This window comes from Colwellia meonggei (assembly GCF_057537295.1).
Map to the genome: position 1 here is coordinate 113,118 of NZ_BAAJLZ010000002.1, position 24,816 is coordinate 137,933.

Genomic DNA, 24,816 nt, shown 5'->3' on the forward strand with positions numbered 1-24,816 from the left:
TAGCCTTGCGTATTAAGGTTAAGTATTTCTATGATGCCGCTTTTAGAAAACAATAAAAAGCCGAGCTATTGCTCGGCTTTTTCTATGTGCTTAACTTAAACTAGCAATTACCAGTTTTCAACTCCTTTCATGTCAGGTAACTCATGTGCGATACCTTTATGACAATCAATACACGTTTTTTCACCAGACGCTAGTGCATCAGAGTGCATTTTAACGCTGCGATTACCTTGCTCTGAAAAGTCCATATATTCAAAGTTATGGCAGTTACGACACTCTAACGAGTCGTTATCTTTCATACGTTTCCACTCTCGCTCAGCCATCGCACGACGGTGATCAACAAACTCTTCACGTGTGTCAATTAAGCCGGTAAGCTTACCCCAAACCTCTTTACTAGCGGCAATTTTACGTACAATTTTGTCGGTCCATTTTTTCGGAACATGACAATCAGGACACGTTGCACGTACGCCAGAACGGTTAGCATAATGAATCGTTTCTCGATACTCTTCGTAAACATTATCTTGCATTTCATGACAGCTAATACAAAACTCTTCGGTATTGGTTACTTCCAACGCCGTATTAAAGCCACCCCAGAAGATAATTCCGCCAGCAAAACCAATGGCAAGAATAAACCACATAGCTGCACTACTTGGCGATTTTAAAAACGTCCACATATTCTTTAACATTTTAAACCCCTTTGCGTTGTAACGGCTTATTCATTACCTAATGATTCAACCGGCTCAAAGGTATTTTCAACCAAAGGAGCAGCATCAGCTTGTGTTACGTGACATTGTGAACAAAAATAGCGACGCGGTGAAACATCCGACAAGGTTTTACCATCGCGAGTTTCAAAGTGCGTTAAACTAATTTTTGTTGCGCCAGTTTCAGCAGCATGTTTCCAGCTGTGACAAGTTAAACATTTATTACTATTCAAATCGACACGGTATCCACGAGTTTGGTGTGGAACAACAGGTGGTTGGTGAACATAGTTACGAGCAATCGGATTTTTGTCTTTAATAACACGCTTTAATCTTTCTGCTTCGCGTGTTTCTTCAAGAGGGGCTGCGCCACGAATTGTCGTTAATCCACCAGGGTTTACATTAGTAACAGCTGCTTCTTCGGCTTTCGCTATTGGGTTAATAGAAAGAGTAGCCACAACAACTAGTAAAGATAATAATTTCATTTTTTCTCTCCACCGCATCGATAATATCCATCACCGATGCGTAAATTCGTCAAGATTAGGCTTTAGTCACTTTAACCGCACATTTTTTGTAGTCGGTTTCTTTTGACAATGGATCAGTTGCATCTAGCGTTAATTTATTCACTAGCTGTTTAGCGTCAAACCAAGGCATAAATACTAAGCCTTTTGGTGGACGGTTACGGCCGCGAGTTTCAACGCGTGATTCCACTTCACCTCGACGAGAGGCCATTAATACTTTGTCACCACGACGTAAGCCACGTGAACGTGCATCATCTGGGTGCATAAATATTACAGCATCTGGAAATGCCTTATGAAGTTCAGGTACTCGAGCAGTCATAGAGCCTGAATGCCAATGCTCTAATACTCGACCTGTACTTAACCATAAGTTGTACTCTTCATCTGGCGACTCTGCTGCTGGCTCATAAGGCAATGCGAAAATAATCGCTTTATTGTCTTTCTTACCATAAAACTGTACTTCGCTACCTTTAGCAACATACGGATCATGACCTTCTCTAAAGCGCCATTTAGTTTCTTTACCGTCAACCACAGGCCAACGTAAACCACGCTCTTGATGGTAACGGTCGAAGTCAGCTAAATCATGACCATGACCACGACCAAACTCAGCGTACTCTTCGAATAAACCTTTTTGGATATAGAAACCAAAATGATCGCCTTCAAAGTTAGTATCACCTTTTGATTCCGACATTGGGAACTTGTTGACATTGCCATTAGCATACAAAACATCAAACAGTGTTTTACCGCGCAGATCTGGTTGCTTAGCAATCAGTTCTTCTGGCCATACTTCTTCTACTTTAAAGCGTTTTGAGAATTCAACTAACTGCCATAAATCTGAACGTGCTTCGCCTGGTGCATTCACTTGTTGATGCCAGAATTGTGTACGACGTTCAGCGTTACCGTATGCTCCTTCTTTTTCGACCCACATTGCGGTTGGAAGAATTAAATCTGCCGCTTGTGCAGTAACTGTTGGATAGGGGTCAGAAACGACAATAAAGTTCTCAGGATTACGATAACCTGGAATAGCCTCTTCATTAATATTTGCAGCCGCTTGCATGTTGTTATTGCACATAACCCAATAAGCATTGAGTTTGCCGTCTTTTAACATGCGGTTTTGTAATACTGCGTGATAACCTGGTTTTGGTGGAATAGTCCCTTCAGGTAATTTCCAAATTTTTTCAGCTGTTGCTCTGTGTTTCGGGTTTTTAACGACTAAATCAGCCGGTAAACGGTGTGAGAATGTACCTACTTCACGCGCGGTACCACAAGCTGATGGTTGACCCGTTAATGAGAATGGGCTATTACCCGGCTCAGAAATTTTACCGGTTAATAAATGCACGTTGTACATTAGGTTATTAGCCCATACACCACGGGTATGTTGGTTGAAACCCATCGTCCAGAAAGATGTTACTTTCACTTTTGGATCAGCGTATAACTTAGCCATTTCAATTAGGTTTGCTTCAGGAACACCGGAAAGTTTTGATGCATACTCAACTGTATAAGTACTAACAAACTTAGCATAGTCTTCAAAGCTCATTGGCTTCGAACCACCCTTGCCTGGGTTTTTAGCAGCTTGTTCCAACGGATGCGTTGGACGCAAACCGTAACCGATATCAGTTACACCTTCGCGAACATTAACGTGCTTTTTCATGAAGTCTTCATTCACTGCATTATTTTGAATAATGTAGTTAGCAATGAAGTTTAAAATAGCTAAATCCGTTTGTGGCGTGAAAATCATGCCGTTATCAGCAAGCTCAAAGCTACGATGCTTGTAGGTTGATAACACATTAACTTTAACATGCGGGGCACTTAAACGACGATCAGTTAATCGTGACCATAAAATAGGGTGCATTTCTGCCATGTTAGAACCCCAAAGCACAAATGCATCTGCGTGTTCTAAATCATCATAACACCCCATAGGCTCGTCGATACCAAAGGTACGCATAAAACCACCAACAGCAGATGCCATACAGTGACGAGCATTCGGGTCAATATTGTTACTTAAAAAGCCGGCTTTCATCAATTTAGACGCAGCGTAACCTTCCCAAACTGTCCATTGACCAGAGCCAAACATACCTACCGACGTTGGGCCTTTTTTCTTAATTGCAGCTTTAAATTTATCAGCCATTACGTCGAATGCTTTGTCCCAACTTACCGGTGCAAACTCGCCTTCTTTATCGAATTTACCATCAGTCATTCGTAATAATGGTTGAGTTAAGCGATCCTTACCGTACATAATTTTTGATAAGAAATAACCTTTAATACAGTTTAAGCCTTTGTTCACTTCTGCTTCAGGGTCACCTTGTGTTGCTACAACTTTACCATGCTGTGTGCCGACTAATACGCTACAACCAGTACCACAAAAACGACAAGGAGCCTTATCCCATTTAATGGTGCTTTCTGATGATTTAGTGATCAAATTCGAAGCTGCGCTTGGAACCGCCACCCCTGCTGCAACAGCGGTAGCCGCAACCGCGTTTGCTTTAATAAAGTCACGTCTTGTTAAAGTCATAGTTTTTTCCCCTGATGCTGAGGTAAGCCAGCGTCATTGTGATGAAATATTAATGATGATGAAATAACACCGCTAACATTGCCCATATCGGTAATTGTTTCAATAATACGTTTTGCTTGATTTTCTTCGCCTTCGAGTCCTTCGACCGTAACCACCAAACTGCCATTTTCTCCTTTGGCATGTACTTCTGCGCCGGGAAACTCAGCCAAGTTTTCCGCCACTTTTTCTGCATTTTTTGGGTGAGCCATAAACATAACTCCAGCTATATTTACGGGGCTTTCTTCTAAAAGGTTGATCACATTTATTGCCCTCTTATTACGTTCGCTTACTCGTTTAACTCAACGAAATTCAAACTAACTTATTTGATTGGCTTAGCACCAAATATTTTTAAAATGAAAACGGCTACAATCGCGGTAGCGATGAAGCCAAACAAAAAAATAAATGGCATTGAGGAGTACCCCAATACATTCCATATTAATTGCTCTAATTCACTCATGTTCTGCTCCTAACAAGGATGTTGATAACTTAATTGCTGATTCAGGACAAACTGACACACAGGCCCCACAGCTACTACAATCACTTAATACAATATTGGGTTGAGGTACTGACCCCTGAAGGTATTTAAAAACAATCGCTTCGGGCTCACAGCTATCTTGGCAAATTTGACAATGAACTTGCTTAGTTGCCAAACAATCAGAGCTAATTTCAATATTAAGTTGCCAAGGTTTACTATCAAAAGTGTTAAATAACGGCTCATCACAGGCAATAACGCATTGTTGGCAAAATGTGCACTCCCCTTTATCGAAATTTATTTCTGGAAAGCCACCGTCACCTTTGACAATAATATTTTCTTCACACGCGCTTAAACACTCGCCACATTGGGTACAACCTCGTGTAAACAAAGTTTCATCAGCTGTCCAAGGCAATCTAACCGCCGCCGGCGTAGAAACTTTTTTTGCTCGCAAGAAGTTACGACGTGTTAAATCAACCATAAAAACCCAATACAACAAATAGATGCAACAACATTATTCCTCATAAAACTGTCATTACCGAAATATCATGCGCCGACAATACAACAACAGCTAAGTAAAGAGTTTGATATAAATCAAACAATTCGAGCACTACACTAATAAAACCTTATAAATTTTAAGGTTAACATTCAAAATACAAAAATCAATTAAATTAAAGCATAGACTATCCGTTGTTTTTTAATAACTTTTGTTTAATTTTTTTATCATAAATTGTCGTTTATATTTATTTAGCCTAAAACGAAAAAAAGACCAACTAAGTGGTCTTTTTTTAAGATCTTACCCTATTTTTTATTTAGAAACTTCAATCCTCTCAACAAGGTGAATAGGGTCATTGGAGTTTTTGTCCATACGAAAATCAAGTTGAACAACTAAGCCTTCTTTGGTGGCATGCGTTTTTGAACCATATTTCCATTTTGACAGAGCCGTTATAGCCACATCATCAAAAACCTTTTCAGGTTGTGCGGCAACAACACGAATGTTTCTAGTTGCACCTTCACCATCAACATCAAATTTAAGTAACACCGCACCTTCAACGCCGTCTCGCGCTGCTTGAATTGGGTATTTAGGCTCAATGCGAACAATTGGATAAACATCATTAACGGCTTGTTTTTGCCCTACTTGGTCGCCAGTTTGCCCTTGCAACCCAACATGACCGGCATAACTTATACTGGTCATCAAGGCAGTCAATATAGCGCCATAAATTGTTAATGCAGGCTTCCCCATTACCTTAAAGTTTCTAATTTGCGTTATTCTTTCTAACATCACGGTTTTATCTCCATATTCATTAAACGATAAGTGAGCAAAAGCGAATCTTTGCTTTTGTTGTGCGGTAATTAGCAATGCTCGACTATAGTTAATCCTGCTATCTAACGGCTTGCGCGCCAGCGTAGTTTGATCACAGGACAATTCTTGGTCACGGCGAAATCTGATATAGGCTAGCCATGCCAACGGGTGGAACCAAAACAAGGCAATTAAAAGAAATGCCAGAAGATTCCAATAAATGTCATTGCGATCAAAATGACAGATTTCGTGAGCAACAATAAGTTGCTGTTGTTCTTGATTATATATTTCTAGAAAACGACTCGGCAGTACTAATTTAGGTGTCAATAAACCTATGATCATCGGGCTTTCAATGCTATCGCTGACGAAAAGCGTTAAACGGCGTTTAGCAATTGTTGACTGTAAATTTTGCTCTATACGAGTAGAGATATTATGTGCTGCGGGTAATAAGGCGCGCTTAAATTGCCAATGCTCAATGATTGCAATAATCAGCAAAAAGCATGAAACAAAAGCACTAATAATAGCGAGCCAATCGAAGTCATTAATTTGCGATAATGCTTGTTTAGAGGTAACTAATACACGCTCGATATTATTATTTGCGACGAATTGATGCTCCGAGTTAAACAACAAAGGTGCTAAGTGATAACCTATCAATGCCAATGGCACGATAAACCAAGTAAAATAAGTGCTGTTGGCACCGAAAAACTTTAACAATAACGGCCGCAATAAGAGAACTAAACTCAACACCAATGTAAGAGGTATTATTGTATTAATTAAAACATTAAGTAATGATTCAATCATGCTCACTTTCCCATTGATCAATAAGTGACTTTAGCGCCTCTACATCATCTCGCTCTAACTTCTTATTTTTTGCAAACCCTGCAACCAGTGGCGACAATTGACCACTAAACAATCGTTCAACTAAGCTTTTGCTTGCTGCTTGCGTGTAGTGTTCTCGCTCAAATAAAGGGGAATATAAATAACGACGCTGCTCTTTAATAAAACCAACCGCTTGTTTTTTTACCAGCCGATTTAGCAAGGTTTTTACGGTTTTCTCATGCCAAGTTTTTTTCTTATTAAGTCGCTCAACTATATCGCTCGCCGCGGCAGGGTACTGTTGCCACAACACCTCTAGTACTTCAAATTCAGCTTTACTGATATCAGCCATTTGCTGTTCCATTGACCTAGCTCCACACATTAATCAGGTATAATTTATTTTGATTACAGCTGTAATCAACTACATAAGGATTACAAGCGTAATCAGTAAAGTCAAGTTTTTTGCGGTTAATTTCTCAGATAGAGAAAATAAATCAAAAATAATACCGATTTCTCGGCATATAGTTACTGCCCTTCTCCTTGGTTTTAGCTATAATGTTGCGCTTTAAAATTTACGCTAAATTTATTTCATCCACTTAATAACAGGTAATTTGCATGTCTGTACAACAGCAGGAAGTCGATTTACGTCGCACCTTCGCAATTATTAGTCACCCTGATGCGGGTAAAACGACGATCACTGAAAAGGTATTGCTTTTCGGTCAAGCTTTACAAAAAGCAGGTACGGTAAAAGGCAAAAAATCAGGCCAACATGCAAAATCTGACTGGATGGAAATGGAAAAAGACCGTGGTATTTCAATCACCACCTCGGTAATGCAGTTCCCGTACGCTGATTGCTTAGTCAACTTACTTGATACTCCAGGTCACGAAGACTTCTCAGAAGATACTTACCGTACACTGACTGCCGTTGATTCATGTTTGATGGTAATTGACGTAGCAAAAGGTGTTGAAGCACGTACCATAAAATTAATGGAAGTTACTCGTTTACGCGATACGCCAATTATTACTTTCATGAATAAAATGGACCGTGACGTTCGTGATCCAATGGAAGTTATGGACGAGGTTGAGGAAGTACTAAAAATTAAATGTGCACCGATTACTTGGCCAATAGGCATGGGTAAGGAGTTCAAAGGTGTTTATAACATTTTAACGGACGAAGTGTATTTATATCAATCAGGTCAAGGTCACACCATTCAAGAAAAGCGTATAATTAAAGGCCTAGACAATCCAGAATTAGATGCCGAAATTGGTAACTATGCTGAAGACTTGCGCGAAGAATTAGAACTTGTTGTCGGTGCTTCACATGAGTTTAATCATGAAGAATTTTTAAATGGTGAATTAACGCCGGTATTTTTTGGTACTGCATTGGGCAACTTTGGTGTTGACCATATGCTTGACGGCTTAACAAAGTGGGCGCCGAAGCCCTTACCTCGTTTAACTGATACTCGCACAGTAAACGCTGAAGAAGAAAAGTTCTCTGGCTTTGTATTTAAAATACAGGCCAATATGGATCCGAAGCACCGTGACCGTATCGCCTTTATGCGTATTTGTTCAGGCAAATATGAGAAAGGTATGAAAATGAAGCAAGTGCGTATCGGTAAAGACGTTAAAATCGCTGACGCAGTCACTTTTATGGCCGGTGACCGTTCCAATGTTGAACAAGCTTATGCTGGTGATATTATCGGCTTACATAACCACGGTAGTATTCAAATAGGTGATACTTTTACCGCTGGTGAAAATATGAAGTTCAGTGGTATACCTAATTTCGCACCTGAAATGTTCCGTCGTATTCGCCTTCGAGATCCACTTAAAGCTAAACAGCTTCAAAAAGGTCTTATTCAGCTTTCTGAAGAAGGTGCTGTACAAGTATTTAGACCGTTTAACTCTAACGATATGATCGTAGGAGCAGTTGGTGTACTGCAATTTGAAGTTGTAGTTCAGCGCTTAAAAACTGAATACAATGTTGATGCTATATACGAGCCAATTAGTGTTGCTACGGCGCGCTGGTGTACTTGTGATGATGAAAGGACATTAGAGCAATTCCAAAAGAAAGCTTACGATAATTTGGCATTAGATGGTGGTGATAATTTAACTTACATAGCACCAACTATGGTCAACCTGAGCCTAGCGCAAGAACGCCACCCTGATATAGTGTTCCATAAAACACGTGAACATTAGTTTTAGTCAAAGGTGACAAGCGAAAATCTATCGCGTAACTTATTTATAAGCGTAATATTTTAACGTACGCTTACCGACTCAACACTAACCAAAGCAGTGTTGAGTTTGCAATCCAATAAAGAGTTTATTTACATGAATATTAGTAACATCCTAAGTGAGAAAGTTAGTGCAGCTATGACAGCAGCAGGTTTACCGGAAGGAACAAACCCAGCGATCAGTCTATCAAACCGAGCAAACTTTGGTGACTATCAAGCAAACGGTGTTATGGGTGCAGCTAAAAAACTAAAAACAAATCCAAGAGAGTTAGCGACAAAAGTTGTTGATGCTCTTGATTTATCAGGTATTGCCGAAAAAGTAGAGTTGGCTGGCCCTGGTTTTATTAATATTCATTTAGATAAAAATTGGTTAGCAACGCAATTAAACCAAGTAGCTAATGATAAAAAACTAGGTATTTGCCAATCAGAAAAGCCACAAAATGTTGTGGTTGACTACTCAGCACCAAACCTAGCCAAAGAAATGCATGTTGGCCACTTACGTTCAACCATTATTGGTGACGCGGTTGTTCGTGCATTAGAGTTTCGTGGTGAGCATGTTATCCGCCAGAACCACATGGGCGATTGGGGCACACAATTTGGTATGTTATTGGCGCATCTAAGCGACAAATTGGCGGCAAACGAAGTAGCTGAAACCGCACTTGCTGATTTAGAAAACTTTTACCGTGAAGCCAAAGTTCGCTTTGACGACGAAGAAGGTTTTGCAGACCGTGCCCGTGACTACGTAGTTAAATTACAAAGTGGCGAAAAGAGTTGTGCTACGCTTTGGCAGCAGTTTATTGATATTTCAATTGCCCACAGTGAAGACATTTACCAAAAACTCAATGTTACTTTAACTCGCAATGACATTATGGGTGAAAGCGCTTATAACGATGACTTATCAAATGTTATTGACGAGCTTATGGCAAAAGACATTGCTGCAGAAGATCAAGGGGCAAAAGTCGTTTTCATTAATGAGATGGCCAATAAAGATGGCGATCCATCAGTGTTCATCGTGCAAAAGTCAGGTGGTGGTTACTTATATGCAACCACTGATTTATCAGCTTGTCGTTACCGTAGTGGCGAACTTAATGCTGACCGTATTATTATTTTTACCGATGCTCGCCAGGCATTACACTTTAAACAAGTAGAAATTGTGGCTCGAAAAGCAGGCTTCTTACCAGAGCATGTTGGTTATGATCATTGTCCCTTTGGCATGATGATGGGTGACGATGGTAAGCCATTTAAAACGCGTACTGGCGGCACTATCAAGCTTGCTGAATTACTTGACGAAGCTGTTGCTCGTGCTAAAGGTGTTATTGCAGAGAAAAATCCTGATTATTCAGAAGAAAAACTTAATGAAATAGCGGTGAAAGTTGGTATTGGCGCAGTTAAATTCGCTGATTTATCAAAGAACCGCACCAGTGACTACATTTTCAACTGGAAAACCATGCTTAGTTTTGAAGGTGCTACAGCGCCTTACCTACAATATGCCTACTCTCGTATTCAAAGTATTTTTAGCAAAGCAAATTATAACAAGGCTGACGCTGAGCAAGCTATTACCATTATTGAACCGCAAGAAAAAGCCTTAGCATTAAAGCTATTACAACTAGAGAACGTGCTAGACGCTGTTATCAGCGAGTGCACACCAAACCTGTTATGTAACTATTTATATGAGTTAGCTAGTTTGTATATGAGTTTTTATGAAGCCTGCCCAATTTTAAAAGACGATATTAGCGACAATGTCAAGCAATCTCGTTTAGCACTTTGTCAGGTCATCGCAAATACTTTAAAGCAAGGCTTAGATATTTTAGGCATTGACGTTATGGAACGTATGTAATCAAAAACAAACACTCAGGAACCATGTGTTGTAAATGAAAATTTTACTAATTGATAATATAGAGAATCAATTGCTCGACCTTAAGCAGGAACTCCTTAAGTCTCGAGCAAAATTCGCCCACGTTACGGGTTTACATGCAGCGGTGTCGGCATTATCACAGCATCAATTTAATATTGTGGTTTGTGCTGCACAAATTGACGATAGTGATGGTCGCTCGGTATTGGAAATGGTGGCGAAAAAGTTTCCAAAAATTGTTCGTATATTAATTGATGCTGACGATAAAGCTTCGCAAGGCATTGCCCATTATTGCTTTGCCTTACCCATTGAAAGTAAAGTTATTATTAATACCATAAGCAAACTGGCTGGTAATAACCAAGCAATCACCAAAGATATTATCGTTAAAACCGTCGCAAATATTAAAACCTTGCCTAGTCCACCTAAAGTTTATATGCAGCTAAACGCGGTATTAAAAGAGGCAAATACTGACTCAAGTAAAATAGCCCAAATAATACAACAAGACCCCGCTTTAACCGCAAAAGTACTGCAATTTTCTAATAATACTTTTGCGACGACGGGCAAGCCAATGATGAGCATTAGCGATGCGATAACAAAAATGGGCTTAGATACACTTTGCTGCATTGTTATGACCGCTGAACTATTTTCCTACAATCCTAAAATCAAAGACTTTTCAATTCTAGATGAACAATTACACAGTCTAGCCACTGCGAAGCTAGCAGCCTCTATGGTTAAAGCAGAGCTAAAACAGGATGCTATGATCGCCGGGCTTTTACATGATTTAGGAAAAGTCGTACTGTTTGAAGTTAATGAAAAATCTACGGCATTGTTCTTTAAACATCGTATTAAAGATGGCAACAATATGGCACTAGAAAATAAAATTTTTGCTATTGACCATTGTCACGTTGGTGGCTACTTATTGCATACTTGGGGCTTTTCTTATCAGATAATTGAAGCCACTATACTCCACCACAGAGCTGATAAATTAAAGCAAAAGAACTTTGGTATTGCGCAAGCCGTTTACTTAGCAAATATTCTTATTCATAAACAAACGCCAGATCCTGAGTTTATCGCACACTATAAACTTGCTGGTGTGTTAGATGCTCTAACCCAAAGAGCTGCTAAGCTTATTTAACAGGGTTTTGCACTGATAAGGTAACCGCTAATAAGGAATTAAGATGACACACACTTTGAGTTTTACCGATAGTCATTGTCATCTTGATTTCGACGCTTTTCAACACGATATTCCAACGTTATTGCAGCGCTGCCAGCAAGCTAATATTGACAATATAGTTATTCCAACCATAGGTCCGAGTAATTGGCGTAAAGTACTCAATTTTGTTAAACAATATAGTTCAGAATCATTACGTTTACATCCATGTCTAGGCATTCACCCATGGTATTTACATGAACTTTCAACAAACAGCCTAACCGAATTAGAGTCGTTAGTTGCGAAGCATTTGCCACTAATAACCGCAATAGGTGAAGCCGGCATTGATGGCGTAATAGCCAAAGAACACAATAACCTGCAACAACAAATCGACGTTTTTGATAATCAGCTACTGCTGGCCAAAAAGTTTAATTTAGCTATTATTGTTCACCATAGAAGATCACATCAACACATTCTGCCGCTGCTAAAAAAGCATAAATTATCAAATGCAGGGGTTATTCATGCGTTTTCAGGCAGTTATCAGCAAGCCTGCCAATACATCGATTTAGGTTTTAAGTTAGGTATTGGCGGCACAATTACCTATCCTCGCGCCGAAAAAACCATTAAAGCAGTTAAGCGGCTGCCACTGGATAGTTTGGTATTAGAAACAGACGCACCAGCAATGCCACTAAATGGCTTTCAAGGACAAGATAATTCACCACTTCGTTTAATTGACGTTTTCCACTGTTTAACGACTATACGCAGTGAATCGGATGCTGACATAGCCTCTGCACTAGCAGCCAATATTCAAACTATACTGCCTAAAATATCTTCTTAAGGCATTATATTAATACTTATTTCGTAGGTTTAGGTAAACGAAATCCTTGGCGACTAAAACGATTTAAGCCACGGGTTAACAAAAAGCCGATAACGCCGGTCACAATCATTAAAATACGCATAATATCGTATTGTGAGTATCCGTTAGCTGATAGCTCATCAACAAGTAAAGCACGATATAATGATAAACGAATGTAGCCTTCTAGCTCTCCCACTCTGAGCTCATCAACGAATGGAGTAATATCTCGGCTTTGATTAACTTTCATCGCAGATAAACCAAATAGATCATTCATGGATTCATTTTCTGTTGATGCCGCCATCACTTGGCCAGTTTTACCATAAATATGCACACTCTTAACTAAGGGCTGCTGTGCTAGCGTATCAACAAAATGCTGTAAATCATCTTGTGATTTTGACAAATAAACAAAAGACGACGCCGCAGCTTGCGCTAAATACATTTTACCAACAACATCGGCATGATGCTGAATTTGCGCCTGCTGTTCATCACGACTGCTAACCCAGAAATTCATCACCATAATAATTAAAAAAATAGCTATAGCTAATTGCAATATTTTATTATAAATCGATGATAATTTAGGGTATAAAGGCTGTTCTATTTGCTTCATAAAACGCTATTTTTCCAATATTTCTATAACAGAGCTTATTGTTACACTATAGAACTATTTGTGTTGTATTTGTACTGATGAAAACGTTTTATCGCATGTTTAACTTGAACTTACGCTAATTTTACTAAGGCAAAGCCGTGACAAACCTGAACGCCCCAATACTTTTAAGTGATATCAAAGATAAAAATTTAGCACAATGGTCGGCTATTGACCCTAAAATCACTGGCCTTTCAATACAATATAACGCTCAGCAAAGCAGCTTTCAGCTAAAAGCAAACGACACGCCAAACGAACAAACAAGCCTTGCGATGGCAAATATAGAACTCGTAGTGTTTAGTGATATCAATATGGCTGCTTTTGCAGCATTACTAAGCGAGTGTGACATTAGCGAGTTACAACTCAATGCCATAAATGAACGTAATAACCTAACCAGCTACCGATTCTTTGTACCAGTTAATAACCTAAAAAGGGCCCGAGAGCGCTTAGTTAGCTATGCAACTAAACAACAAATAGAAGTTGCATTATTAGAAAATGCGCCAAAGCTAAACCAACCAGGATTGCTTGTGATGGATATGGATTCAACCACCATTGAAATTGAATGTATTGACGAAATAGCAGCGCTCGCAGGTGTTGGCGAAGAGGTTGCTGCGGTAACCGAATTGGCCATGCAAGGACAATTAGACTTTAGCGAAAGTTTACATCAACGGGTTGGAAAACTTGCCAATGCCCCGGAAAAAATTCTCGCTGATGTTGCAAAAAATCTGCCATTAATGACAGGTTTAGAAAGCTTAGTATCAGCCCTAAAAGAACACCAGTGGCGAGTGGCAATTGCTTCCGGAGGTTTTACCTATTTTGCGGATCACTTAGCCGAACTATTGCAGCTTGACGCTGCTTTTGCCAACGTTTTAGAAATTGAAAACAATACTTTAACTGGCAAGGTATTAGGGGCAGTAATTGATGCCCAAGCCAAAGCAGAATGCTTAACTCAATTACAAAGCGAATATAATATTGCTAGTACACAAACAGTCGCTATGGGTGATGGTGCCAATGATCTGGTAATGATGGCGGCAGCACACTTAGGAATAGCGTTTCACGCAAAACCTTTAGTCTTGGCGCAAGCTGATTCTTGTATTACCCACTCAGGGTTAGACTGCATGTTGCATTGGTTGGCTTAATAGTATGCTTACCATCAGTATTGGCTTAAGGCTAATACTGATGGCTAATACTGATAGTTAATATTTACTAACTCGCTTTATCTTTACGTGTTAACTGATAGCGGAAAAGCTCTTCTTGAGAGACATCAAAAATTTGCGCAACACCCGCAACACTCCAGATTTCTTGCTCAATTTGCTTACCACGATGAATCGCATATGAACCGATATAGCTTAACTCAGGGTTTAAATGCCCCATATCTGGCTCAGCAGTACGCGACAACTTCACCATCACACAGTAAAACTCACCTTTCTTCAATGCTTGATGAATAAACATATGCTTAAGCTTTTGAGAGCCTAAATCGGACGCCAGTTTCGTCGTAACAGCCTCCTCAATTAAATTAGCGCGCGGGTTAATAGCAATATATAGCAGCTCAGTTTTGGCATTATCAAGCTGTTGCATTTTCTTTAAGCTGGCAGTAAAGCTGGTCAACATATCCGCTTGTCCGAATAATGGATACAAGTTGATATAAGCTTTTCTGTCACTGAGCTTGCGCATCGCTGAAATAAGCTTTCCTTCACTTTCACCACTGGCTATCGCTTCAACTTTATAGCGACTACCGCTAGTTTGAATCATCATAGATGGAATATTCGAACTTGAACTGTAAATATTGCGTAACGCTTTTGCCAAACCTGGTGTCGACATCGCATACTCATCTGGTGTCAATTTATCACGATTCTTATCGATGAGAGCTTTAAAAAATTTACGTCCTATATGTTGGTGCTTTTCTACATACACTCGAAGATTAACAATAGTTTTTGTCTGATCAACCCGTATCACTTCATAAGGAAGCGCTTTTAATTGAAAAGCTGAGGTAATTTTTTGCAACGCCGGGAAGCTAATGCTAACAATATCGCCTTTTTCTAGCATTGTTGCTTTATCAAGTTCAACTTTCAAACCTGAGGTTGAAAAATCCTGTGACATACCCTGCCACTTAACATTTTCAATTTCAACCTGGGTTGGTGTTTGGTATTTAAAACGTAACTCTTGTCGCTGATTACGATAGTTAATACCCACTTCGTCTACACTATATTTTTTACTTAAACGTTTGTGGCCAAACTTTTTTAATTTACTGGTATTAATCCCTTCATAAGATAAAGTTTGATATACCTTTGTCGCTTCTTCCTGACTGATATCACGCGCAACAATTATCATTGGTAAATTTGCTATTTTAGCGACAATTTCAGCAGGAGCTGGCGCATTTAAATATTCATTTTTCTTCGTTAATGTCTCAGATAAAGTTAATGGTGACTCAACTCTGGTCTGAAAAACATCAATCATAGATAATTGCGTTATTGCAAAATGAGATTTCGTCGCGGCAAAACCTAGAAACTGGCTTCTAAATGTTTCATCATCTGCCAGCTGAAGTTCATCAGCTGTATAAAAATAAGTTTTCCCCTGACTTTTATGCACAAAGCTAAATACCAAAAGCTGTTTGCCCGAAACCGCCAACTTTTTTAACCGAGCAATTCGCTCTGCAGAAACCAAACAATATAAGGTTGAATAGCGCTTTTCATCTTGCCAGTATTGATAAATATGCTGATTATTAGAGCAACTCAAGGCGTATTTAGGCGTTAGTTTCTGTTCTTGTTCTTCAATAAAGATTGGTAACTCGTTAGATTTAGGCATTACATACTGCTCGATGCTCCTAGCCTGCAATGCAGCAATGGTATTATCTAAATTAATCTTATAACGACGTTTATTACCTTGGATAAAGCCTTTTAAAAATTCTGTAAAGCCATCTCTACGTAAGTTAGGTTCTGAAACTCGCTTAACACCAACTAACTGCAACTTATCAGCAACAGATAAATTTTTGATCTCATAAACAAAACCACTGTCTTTACCAAATTGAAATTCATCTTCAAGCCCAGTAAAGCGCAAAGTAACGTGCTGACCAACCTTTAGACGCTGAATACTATTGATACGAAATTTACAACCATTGACACTAATATCAGAACTTGTGCATTCAATCGACGTGTTTTTGTCGAAAGACACCTGTATTGGAATGGCAAAATTCATACGCTCTTCACTTCGGTTATGATACGGGCCAAAGTTATAAAATTTTGCCGGATACTGAGACTTCTCAAATACCTTAGCGGGCTCTACTTTCTTGCTAACATTTACATTACTTTTTTCTTTTTGATAAATAACTCGAAAGTTATTCTCTGTGCTCATAGTTGCTTCATAAACACCAAAGGTGTAACCGCTATAGCGCATAAATGCATCAGTAAAAACCCGCACAGCTATATCGTCAAGAAAATGTGTTCGCCCTTCATGCTCAAATGGTTTACATTCACCATCGACATGGCCTCGTAAATCAATTAACCGTGTGCACGGCGCAGCAAGGCGTTTTAATTCCATTTTTAATAGGAAACGTTCAGTTTTTGGAACATTTTTAGCAGCAGAAGAGAAGGCGGCTTCAAAGTCAGCATTTAAAACTTGGCCACTAAAATCATCAATTATTTTTTGGTATTTGGAAAAATCTTTATTCATTTACGCTTTATTATATTTAAAATGACAGAAAATGATGCGCTTACTTTTGCTTGCCGGCAATATTATTAAGTTATTAATCAACTTATACATCTTAATAAAACGGTTACTTGTTAAGTTGATGCTTCCAAAAATAAATAACTGATTCGTTACTGACAAACTAATTTGTATTTCTTTTACTAGCAAAGCAATTATCGTACCCATCTAAATGCACTATATTAATAGCTAACAACTTCTACTCACCGCCGGCTTTAAACTCGCTGTATATAGTGATTTGGCGATAAAATAATGCCGGAATGTAAGTTAGCATAGCTTGCAGTAATTCGATACTTTAGTAATGGCAAGTGACGCTTTATGCTGAAAAAACAAACATCACTGTCATTAACCAACCAAATATGACTTTTTTTTGACGGAATTTGCAGCTATATTTTTGCCGCCACTAAATAAGCAGATATACTAAAGCGAGACAAGCGTACTACCGATTAACAGTAAGCTTAATAGTTAAGCTATAAAATTATAACCACTAACAAGGCACAACAACTAAATGGCAAAACCAGCAAAAATTGAATTTGTTTGTACAGACTGCGGGATGAATTATCCGCGCTGGCAAGGTCAGTGTCGGTGTGGGGAATGGAATACACTCGCCGAAATGAAGATTTCAAGTGTTAAAAACAGCAATGTAACTAGTAGCCGAAAAGCGACTGCGGGTTATGCTGGTGGTATTGGTGGCGGCTCAAAAAAAATAAATGAAATTGAATCACATGAAGCTGAAAAACATTTAACAGGGATTGGCGAGCTTGATCGCGTGTTATGTGGTGGTGTTACTACAGGCTCGGTAAATATTATATCTGGCGATCCCGGCGCAGGGAAAACAACATTACTATCAGACCTCGTTGCCCGTATTTCACAAACTAAAGCATCACTTTATTGTACGGCTGAAGAGTCATTATCTCAGTTTAAAAATCGCGTTAACCGGTTAAAATTAGATTATAACGCCGAACAACTGTACTTATTATCGGAAACCAGTGTCGAAGCCATTATTGAAGAGCTAGAAAAAAATCAAATTAAATTTGCTGTTATCGACTCAATACAAGCAGTTGTTACCGAGAACGCTAACGGTAGTCCTGGCTCACCATCACAAGTTAAAAGTGCTGCGCAATCACTTACCCAGTATTGTAAGCAAAATAATGTCACTATGTTTATTATCGCACACGTCAATAAAAACAATGAAATTGCTGGCCCACAAACACTTGTTCATATCGTTGATGCACTTTTACATATCGATACTAATGACGGACAAATACGTACCTTACGGGCCAATAAAAATCGTTTTGGCGATATTGATACCGTAGGCATTTTCAAAATGTGCGAACGAGGTATGTTAAGTGTTGATAATCCCAGTGAGATATTTCTATCTGGCTCAACCACGCAATCGCCAGGCTCTGCCATTACTTGTATTCGCAAAGGTAACCGAAACCTATTATTGGAAATACAGTGTTTAACCACAGAAACAGAAGCAGAATTTCCACAACGTGTTTGCGTTGGTTTGAATATGAATCGCATTAAAATGTTGACGGGGATTTTGCGTAAACACACTAAAACCAAAATTTTTCACGACACATTTTTTAATATCGTAGGCGGCTTAAAAATTGATGAGTCCGAAACTTGTATAGATTTAGCGCTAGTAACCGCGTTGCTTAGTAGTCTTAACGAATTCACGGTACCAAGAAAAACCTGTATTATGGGTGAGTTAAGTTTAAATGGTGATGTTAGGCCAATTGACAGCGGCGTACCGCGCGTTAAAGAGGCGGCACAACACGGTTTTGATGAGATATTTATTCCATTTCGCAATTACCATAAGTCGATGGAAGGCTTAGGGGCTAAAATCACGCCAATTAAAACTATCCATGAATTGCTGGGATTAATCAACTAACTTCACATAAACAAGCGTCATAAAAAATCACTTTTATGGAGTTTTTTCGATATGACTTAAGACCAGTGCATATAATTTAATTTTCGACGCATTTTAAAGCGCCTTATTAAATTCAGTGGTTTTGCTTTTAAATGAGAGGTGCCTTTTAATAGCAACTTATCAATTGCATCCAGCACACGCTCGCTTGATTGTCCATCATAGTATGGGTGGACTTCATTACTGTATATTTTTATTTTCGCTAAATTTACGGCATCGTTGATTAAAGCACGTTCAATTTTAGATTCAAGTAGCTCTGCATCACTAAAGTTCATCATCCAATCTTTAGGGTACCTATTATTGAACGTAACCACAGGCTTATTTTGCAAAGCAAATTCTGCTATTACGGAAGAAGTATCAGATAAAATGACATCGGCAGCTTGAAGCAGCGGAATAATATCTCTTGTTTCAACAAATTTAAGATTATCACCTGATAAATTTTTGTATTTGTTAGCTTCTTCCTCACTTGCCTTTGGATGAAGTTTAACCAACCATTGCCAATCTCTCTTTTGAGTTAAACGTTTAATCTCGGCATATAATTGCTCTGTACTTTTTAGTTTCGGAGAAAATGTCGGTGCATAAAGAATCACCGGTTGTTTCGACTCAAATTGTGGTGTTTCTTCATGTAAAGAAAATAGTGAGTCTAACTTAGACCAACCCGTTTCAACAATTTCACAAGTTCCATCACCAATAGCATTAAATGCCGCTGTCGCTTGCGGCCCTATAGTGCAATACAAGTCAAATAAACCACGAATAACAACTCGGCCCTTTTTTCCTGAATCAAGCCCATGGAAAACCTGAACTTTTAAACCAGGGAAAAAATCAGGAATAAAATTCCCAGGCGCTAATGTTGCATCGGCGTTAAATTGTTTGACTTCTTCTATTGTGAATAATCGATGTTCGTTTGGTGAAAGAAACTTCTCTGCTTCACTTCCTTCCGGTATAAACCACCGAACTTCACTACCTCGTTTTTTAATAGCTAATTCAATTGCTCGTAAAACACTATAAGAATACGAGAGTGTGATAAAAAATAAGTATCGAGGTTTATTTCCATTTTGCGTTTGCATTTACATCCCTTCAATCATAAATTGCGATAAACTTATATAAATATACTAAGTTCTTTTTAGCTCGCGCATTATATAGAAAGAGCCAATCCGAGTAACAGCATGACTTTGTAATGATTTGTATCAAAACTGTTAAAAACTGATACGTGAATTATATAAACAGAATACTTAATCAAAAATACAGTTTTATCATACAAATAGCATTGTATTTACAATAAAATAAAACTCTAACAACTCCTTGTTATGCTATAAAATAGGGAAAACTACTCATAAAACTTATTCAGGTTCATAATCTAAGTTAGCCGATAACCAGCGTTCGGCTTGTGGCATGGTCATTTCTTTTCGCATAGCATAACTTTCAACTTGGTCTTCAGCCACTTTTGCTACCGCAAAATATTTCGAGTCCGGATGAGCGAAATACCAACCACTGACCGCAGCACCTGGCCACATAGCAAAACTAGACGTTAGCTCCATACCAATATTTTCTTCGACATTGAGTAGCTCCCATAATAAACCTTTTTCAGTATGTTCAGGACAAGCAGGATAGCCTGGCGCTGGACGAATACCTTGGTATTTTTCCCTTATCAAATCATCATTATCTAAGCTCTCATCTGGTGCATAGCCCCAATATTCTTTGCGAATTTTTTCATGCAAATACTCCGCACTTGCTTCTGCTAATCTGTCAGCAACCGCCTTAATCAAAATACTATTGTAATCATCATGCTCAGCGTCAAAAGCTTTCACCAGCGCTTCAACACCAAAACCTGCCGAGACAGCAAACGCACCAACATAGTCATTTATACCTGACTCTTTATCTGCAACGTAATCAGATAAGCAGCGATTGTACTGCCCTGCTGGTTTTTTACTTTGCTGACGCAATTGATGCAATTTCATTAATGGCTCTGCACGCGACTCATCAGTATAAAGCTGTAAATCATCTTCTTCACGGTTAGCTGGAAATAAACCAAAGACAGCTTTCGCCGATAATTTTTTATTATTGATGACATCATCAAGCATGGCATTGGCATCATTAAATAGCTTAGTCGCTTCTTCACCAACCACTTCATGTCGCAAAATTAATGGATATTTACCAGATAACTGCCAGGTCATAAAGAATGGCGTCCAATCGATATAATTTCGCACAACATTTAAGTCAATATCGTCTAGAACGGTAACACCTAATTTATTCGGCACTTTAGGGGTGTAGTTATCAAAATTAATCGGCACAGCATTTGCTCTTGCTTCAGCCAGTGAAATTAAGCTTGAACGAGGACCTTTTTTATAATGACGCTCTCGCACTTTTACATATTCAGCTTTTTGACGCTCGACAAATGCACTTTTGTGTTCTTCAGATAATAAAGTACTAACAACCGATACCGAACGAGAGGCATTAGGCACATAAACAACTGGGTGCTGAAATTGTGGCTCAATTTTTACTGCTGTGTGTGCCTTAGATGTTGTTGCGCCGCCAATAAGCAACGGTAAATCAAACTCTTGCCGCGTCATTTCCTTAGCGACATGAACCATTTCATCCAATGACGGTGTGATCAAACCTGACAAACCAATAATATCGACGTTTTCTTCACGCGCAACACGTAAAATATCTTCACATGACACCATCACTCCTAAGTCGATAATGTCATAATTGTTACATTGCAGTACTACGCCAACAATATTCTTACCAATGTCGTGTACATCCCCTTTTACCGTTGCTAACAAAACCTTACCATTTGATTTAGCTTCAGTTTTTTCGGCTTCTATAAAAGGATTTAAATGAGCAACGGCTTGTTTCATTACCCGCGCTGATTTAACCACTTGCGGTAAAAACATTTCCCCAGCACCGAACAGATCACCCACAACATTCATACCGTCCATTAACGGTCCTTCAATAACATCTAACGGTCGAGTCGCTTCAAGCCTTGCTGCTTCAGTATCTTCAACAATATACTCATTGATGCCTTTAACAAGTGAGTGCTCTAAACGCTTGATTACCGGTAATTCCCGCCAGCTTAAATCAGCTTTATTATTTTTACTGCCCGCCTGCCCGCGATATTCTTCAGCAACGTCAAGTAGCCGCTCTGTTGCGCCGTCATCAGAATTTTGAATGACATCTTCAACGGCTAAGCGTAAGTTTTCTGGAATATCAGAGTAAATTGCCAATTGGCCAGCATTAACAATCCCCATATCCATGCCATTTTTTATTGCATGGTATAGAAATACCGCATGAATGGCTTCACGCACCGGGTTATTGCCTCGAAACGAGAATGAAACATTCGACACCCCACCCGAAATCATCGCATGAGGTAAGTTCTGTTTAATATCAGCAACCGCTTCAATAAAATCACGAGCATAATTATTGTGCTCGTCAATCCCTGTAGCGACAGCAAAAATATTAGGATCAAAAATAATATCTTCCGCGGGATAACCAATTTCGTCGACGAGAATATGATACGCACGCTGACAAATTTCAAATTTACGTTCTCGAGTATCAGCTTGGCCTGTTTCATCAAATGCCATCACGATTACCGCAGCGCCATAACGCCTTAATAACTCTGCTTGCTGACGAAAGTTATCTTCACCTTCTTTCAAACTTATCGAGTTAACAACGCCCTTACCCTGAATACACTTTAAGCCTTCTTCAAGGATATCCCACTTAGATGAGTCCAACATAATCGGCACTTTGGCGATATCCGGTTCACCGGCAATTAAGTTTAAGAATCGAATCATCGCTGCTTTTGAGTCCAACATGCCTTCATCCATGTTGATATCAATAATTTGTGCACCGTTTTCCACTTGCTGTAGGGCAACAGCAATAGCTTGATCGTAGTTTTCTTCTGTGATTAAGCGTTTGAAAATTGCAGAGCCAGTAACATTTGTCCTTTCACCAACGTTAACAAACAGGCTGTCTTCACTTATGGTAAGCGCTTCTAAACCAGATAAGCGACAAGCGATCTCTCTTGGCTTAATTTCACGTGGTGTAATATTAGCAACCGCATCTGCCATGCCCTTAATATGTGCTGGTGTGGTACCGCAACAACCGCCAATAATGTTTAAGAAACCAGAGGTTGCCCATTCAGCAACATGCCTGTCCATATCCTCTACTGTAAAATCGTATTCACCAAAAGCATTAGGTAAACCTGCATTAGGATGAGCGGAAACGGCGACATCAGAAATACGACTTAATTCTTCAACGTATTGCCTAAGCTCTACTGGCCCTAACGCACAGTTCAAACCAAATGAGATTGGCTTAGCGTGGCGCAGTGAGTTATAGAAAGCTTCCGTCGTTTGCCCTGAAAGCGTTCTTCCAGAGGCATCAGTAATAGTACCTGAAATCATCACAGGTAAGCGTTCACCTCTACTTTCAAATACAGTTTCAACTGCAAAAATAGCCGCTTTCGCGTTAAGAGTATCGAAAATAGTTTCGATTAAAATAATATCGCTGCCACCATCAATTAAAGCATTGGTCGACTCGATATAGGCATCTTTTAGCTCATCAAAAGTAACATTTCGATAGGCAGGGTCATTAACATCAGGTGAGATTGAACACGTACGGTTAGTTGGCCCTAGCACACCAGCAACAAAACGTGGCTTAGCAGGATTCTGCATGTTGAATTCATCAGCAACTTCACGCGCTAATTGCGCTGCTTTAAAATTAATATCGGCACTATGAGCTTCCATATCATAGTCAGCCATGGCAATAGTGGTGGCATTGAAGGTATTGGTTTCAAGAATGTCAGCGCCAGCTTCCAGGTATTCACGATGAATAGCTTTAATAACATTAGGTTGAGTAAGAACCAACATGTCATTATTCCCTTTGACATCACAATGCCAATCAGCAAATTGCTCACCACGATAATCTTGTTCTTCAAACTTATATGCTTGGATCATGGTACCCATAGCACCATCTAAAATTAGAATACGCTGATCTAACTGAGCTTGTAATAAAGCATAAGACGATGATTTCAGCACCTTGGCTGAAGATGAAGTGTTAAAGTTTGCTTGCTTAGCCACGAGATTTTCCTGGATGAATTGCTTGAATATGGTCAGCATCAAGCTGATACGGCGTAATTTGGTAAACGTAATAGTTCAACCAGTTAGTAAATAGTAAACTGCCATGGCTTCGCCAGGTGTTTGCAGCTTCGGTGCTTGGATTATCACCGGTAAAATAATTATCTGGCACAATAGCATTAGCACCTGAGTCAAGATCTCGAAAATATTCTTCACTCAAAGTCGAGGCATCATATTCTGGATGACCAGTTAAATAGACTTGTTGCTTATTTTTACTGGCTACGAGGTAAACTCCAGCATCTTTTGATTCCGCAAGAATTTCCAAGTTATCTAACGTTTGATAGTCACTTTTATCAATATAGCCATAACGTGAATGCGGCACATTAAAGCTTTCATCAAAGCCACGTGTTAGCTGCTCTTTCGGTTTTAAACAATGATGCTGATATACACCAGAAAGCTTTTGCTTGCGCAGATGACGTTTCAAACCGTAATGATGGTATAGCGCAGCATGTGCCGCCCAACAAGAGAACATAGTAGAAGTAACATTTTTCTCAGCCCAGTCAAAAACTTCACAAATTTTATCCCAAAAGGTAACTTGCTGATAATCAAGTAACGCTAACGGAGCCCCCGTTATTATTAAGCCGTCGTACTGTTTATCTTTAATATCATCAAATAAGCGATAGAAATTATCTAAATGCGCCTGCGGAGTATTCTTGGACTCATTGGCATGAATGCGAACAAAATCAACATTAATTTGCAGTGGCGTATTCGCCAACATCCGTAATATTTGCACTTCAGTTTCTATTTTATTTGGCATTAAGTTCAGTATGGCCACTTCCATTGGACGAATTTCTTGATTTGCAGCACGGCGCTCAGACATAACAAAAATATTTTCATTGTCTAATACCGTTAACGCCGGTAATTCATTTGGAATTTTAATGGGCATAGCACTAACCTAATATCGGATATTTCTTAAGTATAAAATAACGCTGAAAAACAGCATGAAAGATAACAAGTGATCATCT

General features: G+C 39.1%; 19 protein-coding genes. 6 read left to right on the plus strand and 13 right to left on the minus strand.

Translation table 11 applies throughout. The features are described from left to right. Window positions 1–107 precede the first annotated feature (107 nt). From AC27E9_RS06690 to AC27E9_RS06725, 8 genes are all read right to left on the minus strand, one after another. Window positions 108–683: a NapC/NirT family cytochrome c gene (locus tag AC27E9_RS06690; protein ID WP_487128513.1), complete on the minus strand. Its 576-nt coding sequence runs from the start codon at window positions 681–683 to the stop codon at window positions 108–110. Window positions 684–709: 26 nt separating this feature from the next. Further along, window positions 710–1,180, minus strand: a complete 471-nt coding sequence (locus AC27E9_RS06695) for a nitrate reductase cytochrome c-type subunit (protein ID WP_487128515.1) — start codon at window positions 1,178–1,180, stop codon at window positions 710–712. A 55-nt stretch (window positions 1,181–1,235) separates the two neighbouring features. Continuing rightward, the gene (gene napA / locus AC27E9_RS06700; protein ID WP_487128517.1) at window positions 1,236–3,725 is read right to left on the minus strand and encodes a nitrate reductase catalytic subunit NapA; all 2,490 of its coding nucleotides are present in this window, start codon (window positions 3,723–3,725) and stop codon (window positions 1,236–1,238) included. Further along, window positions 3,722–4,024 (minus strand): chaperone NapD, encoded by a 303-nt coding sequence (locus tag AC27E9_RS06705; RefSeq protein ID WP_487079771.1) that lies wholly within the window; start codon window positions 4,022–4,024, stop codon window positions 3,722–3,724. The genes napA and AC27E9_RS06705 overlap by 4 nt, the downstream gene beginning before the upstream one ends. A 59-nt stretch (window positions 4,025–4,083) precedes the next feature. After that, window positions 4,084–4,221, minus strand: coding sequence for a TIGR02808 family protein (locus AC27E9_RS06710; RefSeq protein ID WP_487128519.1), 138 nt, complete (start codon window positions 4,219–4,221; stop codon window positions 4,084–4,086). Then, window positions 4,214–4,717 carry a ferredoxin-type protein NapF gene (gene napF / locus AC27E9_RS06715; RefSeq protein WP_487128521.1) on the minus strand — a complete coding sequence of 168 codons (504 nt, stop codon included), beginning with the start codon at window positions 4,715–4,717 and terminating at the stop codon, window positions 4,214–4,216. The genes AC27E9_RS06710 and napF overlap by 8 nt, the downstream gene beginning before the upstream one ends. Window positions 4,718–5,044: 327 nt before the next feature. Next, the gene (locus AC27E9_RS06720; RefSeq protein WP_487128523.1) at window positions 5,045–6,337 is read right to left on the minus strand and encodes a M56 family metallopeptidase; all 1,293 of its coding nucleotides are present in this window, start codon (window positions 6,335–6,337) and stop codon (window positions 5,045–5,047) included. Then, on the minus strand, window positions 6,330–6,716 hold the full coding sequence (locus AC27E9_RS06725; protein WP_487128525.1) for a BlaI/MecI/CopY family transcriptional regulator: 387 nt from the start codon (window positions 6,714–6,716) through the stop codon (window positions 6,330–6,332). The genes AC27E9_RS06720 and AC27E9_RS06725 overlap by 8 nt, the downstream gene beginning before the upstream one ends. 251 nt (window positions 6,717–6,967) lie before the next feature. On the opposite strand from AC27E9_RS06725, the gene prfC reads away from it, so the two are divergent. The 4 genes from prfC (at window position 6,968) to AC27E9_RS06745 (ending at window position 12,423) form a co-directional block, all read left to right on the plus strand. Beyond that, window positions 6,968–8,548 (plus strand): peptide chain release factor 3, encoded by a 1,581-nt coding sequence (prfC, locus tag AC27E9_RS06730; RefSeq protein WP_487128527.1) that lies wholly within the window; start codon window positions 6,968–6,970, stop codon window positions 8,546–8,548. Window positions 8,549–8,680: 132 nt separating this feature from the next. After that, on the plus strand, window positions 8,681–10,420 hold the full coding sequence (gene argS / locus AC27E9_RS06735; RefSeq protein ID WP_487128529.1) for an arginine--tRNA ligase: 1,740 nt from the start codon (window positions 8,681–8,683) through the stop codon (window positions 10,418–10,420). Between the two features lie 34 nt (window positions 10,421–10,454). Continuing rightward, window positions 10,455–11,570: an HDOD domain-containing protein gene (locus AC27E9_RS06740; RefSeq protein ID WP_487128531.1), complete on the plus strand. Its 1,116-nt coding sequence runs from the start codon at window positions 10,455–10,457 to the stop codon at window positions 11,568–11,570. A gap of 43 nt (window positions 11,571–11,613) precedes the next feature. Continuing rightward, window positions 11,614–12,423 carry a TatD family hydrolase gene (locus AC27E9_RS06745; protein ID WP_487128533.1) on the plus strand — a complete coding sequence of 270 codons (810 nt, stop codon included), beginning with the start codon at window positions 11,614–11,616 and terminating at the stop codon, window positions 12,421–12,423. A gap of 16 nt (window positions 12,424–12,439) precedes the next feature. Here the strand turns inward: AC27E9_RS06745 and AC27E9_RS06750 are convergent, their stop codons facing one another. After that, window positions 12,440–13,048: an AhpA/YtjB family protein gene (locus tag AC27E9_RS06750; RefSeq protein ID WP_487128535.1), complete on the minus strand. Its 609-nt coding sequence runs from the start codon at window positions 13,046–13,048 to the stop codon at window positions 12,440–12,442. Window positions 13,049–13,185: 137 nt separating this feature from the next. Here AC27E9_RS06750 and serB point away from each other — a divergent pair, with 137 nt between their 5' ends. Next, complete coding sequence (gene serB / locus AC27E9_RS06755) at window positions 13,186–14,223, plus strand: phosphoserine phosphatase SerB (RefSeq protein WP_487128537.1); 1,038 nt, start codon at window positions 13,186–13,188, stop codon at window positions 14,221–14,223. A 67-nt stretch (window positions 14,224–14,290) separates the two neighbouring features. Here serB and AC27E9_RS06760 read toward each other — a convergent pair whose 3' ends face one another. Continuing rightward, entirely contained in the window at window positions 14,291–16,753 is a 2,463-nt protein-coding gene (locus AC27E9_RS06760) for a PilZ domain-containing protein (protein ID WP_487128539.1), read from the minus strand. Between the two features lie 541 nt (window positions 16,754–17,294). Between AC27E9_RS06760 and radA the strand changes: the two genes are divergently transcribed. Next, window positions 17,295–18,683, plus strand: coding sequence for a DNA repair protein RadA (gene radA / locus AC27E9_RS06765; RefSeq protein WP_487128541.1), 1,389 nt, complete (start codon window positions 17,295–17,297; stop codon window positions 18,681–18,683). Window positions 18,684–18,739: 56 nt separating this feature from the next. On the opposite strand, the gene AC27E9_RS06770 is transcribed toward radA, so the two are convergent. From AC27E9_RS06770 to metA, 3 genes are all read right to left on the minus strand, one after another. Then, window positions 18,740–19,786, minus strand: a complete 1,047-nt coding sequence (locus AC27E9_RS06770; RefSeq protein WP_487128543.1) for a CDP-glycerol glycerophosphotransferase family protein — start codon at window positions 19,784–19,786, stop codon at window positions 18,740–18,742. 273 nt (window positions 19,787–20,059) lie between these two features. After that, window positions 20,060–23,752: a methionine synthase gene (gene metH / locus AC27E9_RS06775; RefSeq protein ID WP_487129176.1), complete on the minus strand. Its 3,693-nt coding sequence runs from the start codon at window positions 23,750–23,752 to the stop codon at window positions 20,060–20,062. 34 nt (window positions 23,753–23,786) lie between these two features. Further along, window positions 23,787–24,737: a homoserine O-succinyltransferase MetA gene (gene metA / locus AC27E9_RS06780; RefSeq protein WP_487128545.1), complete on the minus strand. Its 951-nt coding sequence runs from the start codon at window positions 24,735–24,737 to the stop codon at window positions 23,787–23,789. Window positions 24,738–24,816 lie beyond the last annotated feature (79 nt).

Coding starts and splice junctions, on each gene's coding strand:
- napA (WP_487128517.1), bottom strand. CDS start 3,725: ATGACTTTAACAAGACGTGACTTTATTAAAGCAAACGCGGTTGCGGCT.
- AC27E9_RS06770 (WP_487128543.1), bottom strand. CDS start 19,786: ATGCAAACGCAAAATGGAAATAAACCTCGATACTTATTTTTTATCACA.
- AC27E9_RS06710 (WP_487128519.1), bottom strand. CDS start 4,221: ATGAGTGAATTAGAGCAATTAATATGGAATGTATTGGGGTACTCCTCA.
- AC27E9_RS06720 (WP_487128523.1), bottom strand. CDS start 6,337: ATGATTGAATCATTACTTAATGTTTTAATTAATACAATAATACCTCTT.
- AC27E9_RS06745 (WP_487128533.1), top strand. CDS start 11,614: ATGACACACACTTTGAGTTTTACCGATAGTCATTGTCATCTTGATTTC.
- AC27E9_RS06740 (WP_487128531.1), top strand. CDS start 10,455: ATGAAAATTTTACTAATTGATAATATAGAGAATCAATTGCTCGACCTT.
- argS (WP_487128529.1), top strand. CDS start 8,681: ATGAATATTAGTAACATCCTAAGTGAGAAAGTTAGTGCAGCTATGACA.
- AC27E9_RS06725 (WP_487128525.1), bottom strand. CDS start 6,716: ATGGAACAGCAAATGGCTGATATCAGTAAAGCTGAATTTGAAGTACTA.
- AC27E9_RS06760 (WP_487128539.1), bottom strand. CDS start 16,753: ATGAATAAAGATTTTTCCAAATACCAAAAAATAATTGATGATTTTAGT.
- radA (WP_487128541.1), top strand. CDS start 17,295: ATGGCAAAACCAGCAAAAATTGAATTTGTTTGTACAGACTGCGGGATG.
- AC27E9_RS06750 (WP_487128535.1), bottom strand. CDS start 13,048: ATGAAGCAAATAGAACAGCCTTTATACCCTAAATTATCATCGATTTAT.
- prfC (WP_487128527.1), top strand. CDS start 6,968: ATGTCTGTACAACAGCAGGAAGTCGATTTACGTCGCACCTTCGCAATT.
- metA (WP_487128545.1), bottom strand. CDS start 24,737: ATGCCCATTAAAATTCCAAATGAATTACCGGCGTTAACGGTATTAGAC.
- AC27E9_RS06695 (WP_487128515.1), bottom strand. CDS start 1,180: ATGAAATTATTATCTTTACTAGTTGTTGTGGCTACTCTTTCTATTAAC.
- napF (WP_487128521.1), bottom strand. CDS start 4,717: ATGGTTGATTTAACACGTCGTAACTTCTTGCGAGCAAAAAAAGTTTCT.
- AC27E9_RS06690 (WP_487128513.1), bottom strand. CDS start 683: ATGTTAAAGAATATGTGGACGTTTTTAAAATCGCCAAGTAGTGCAGCT.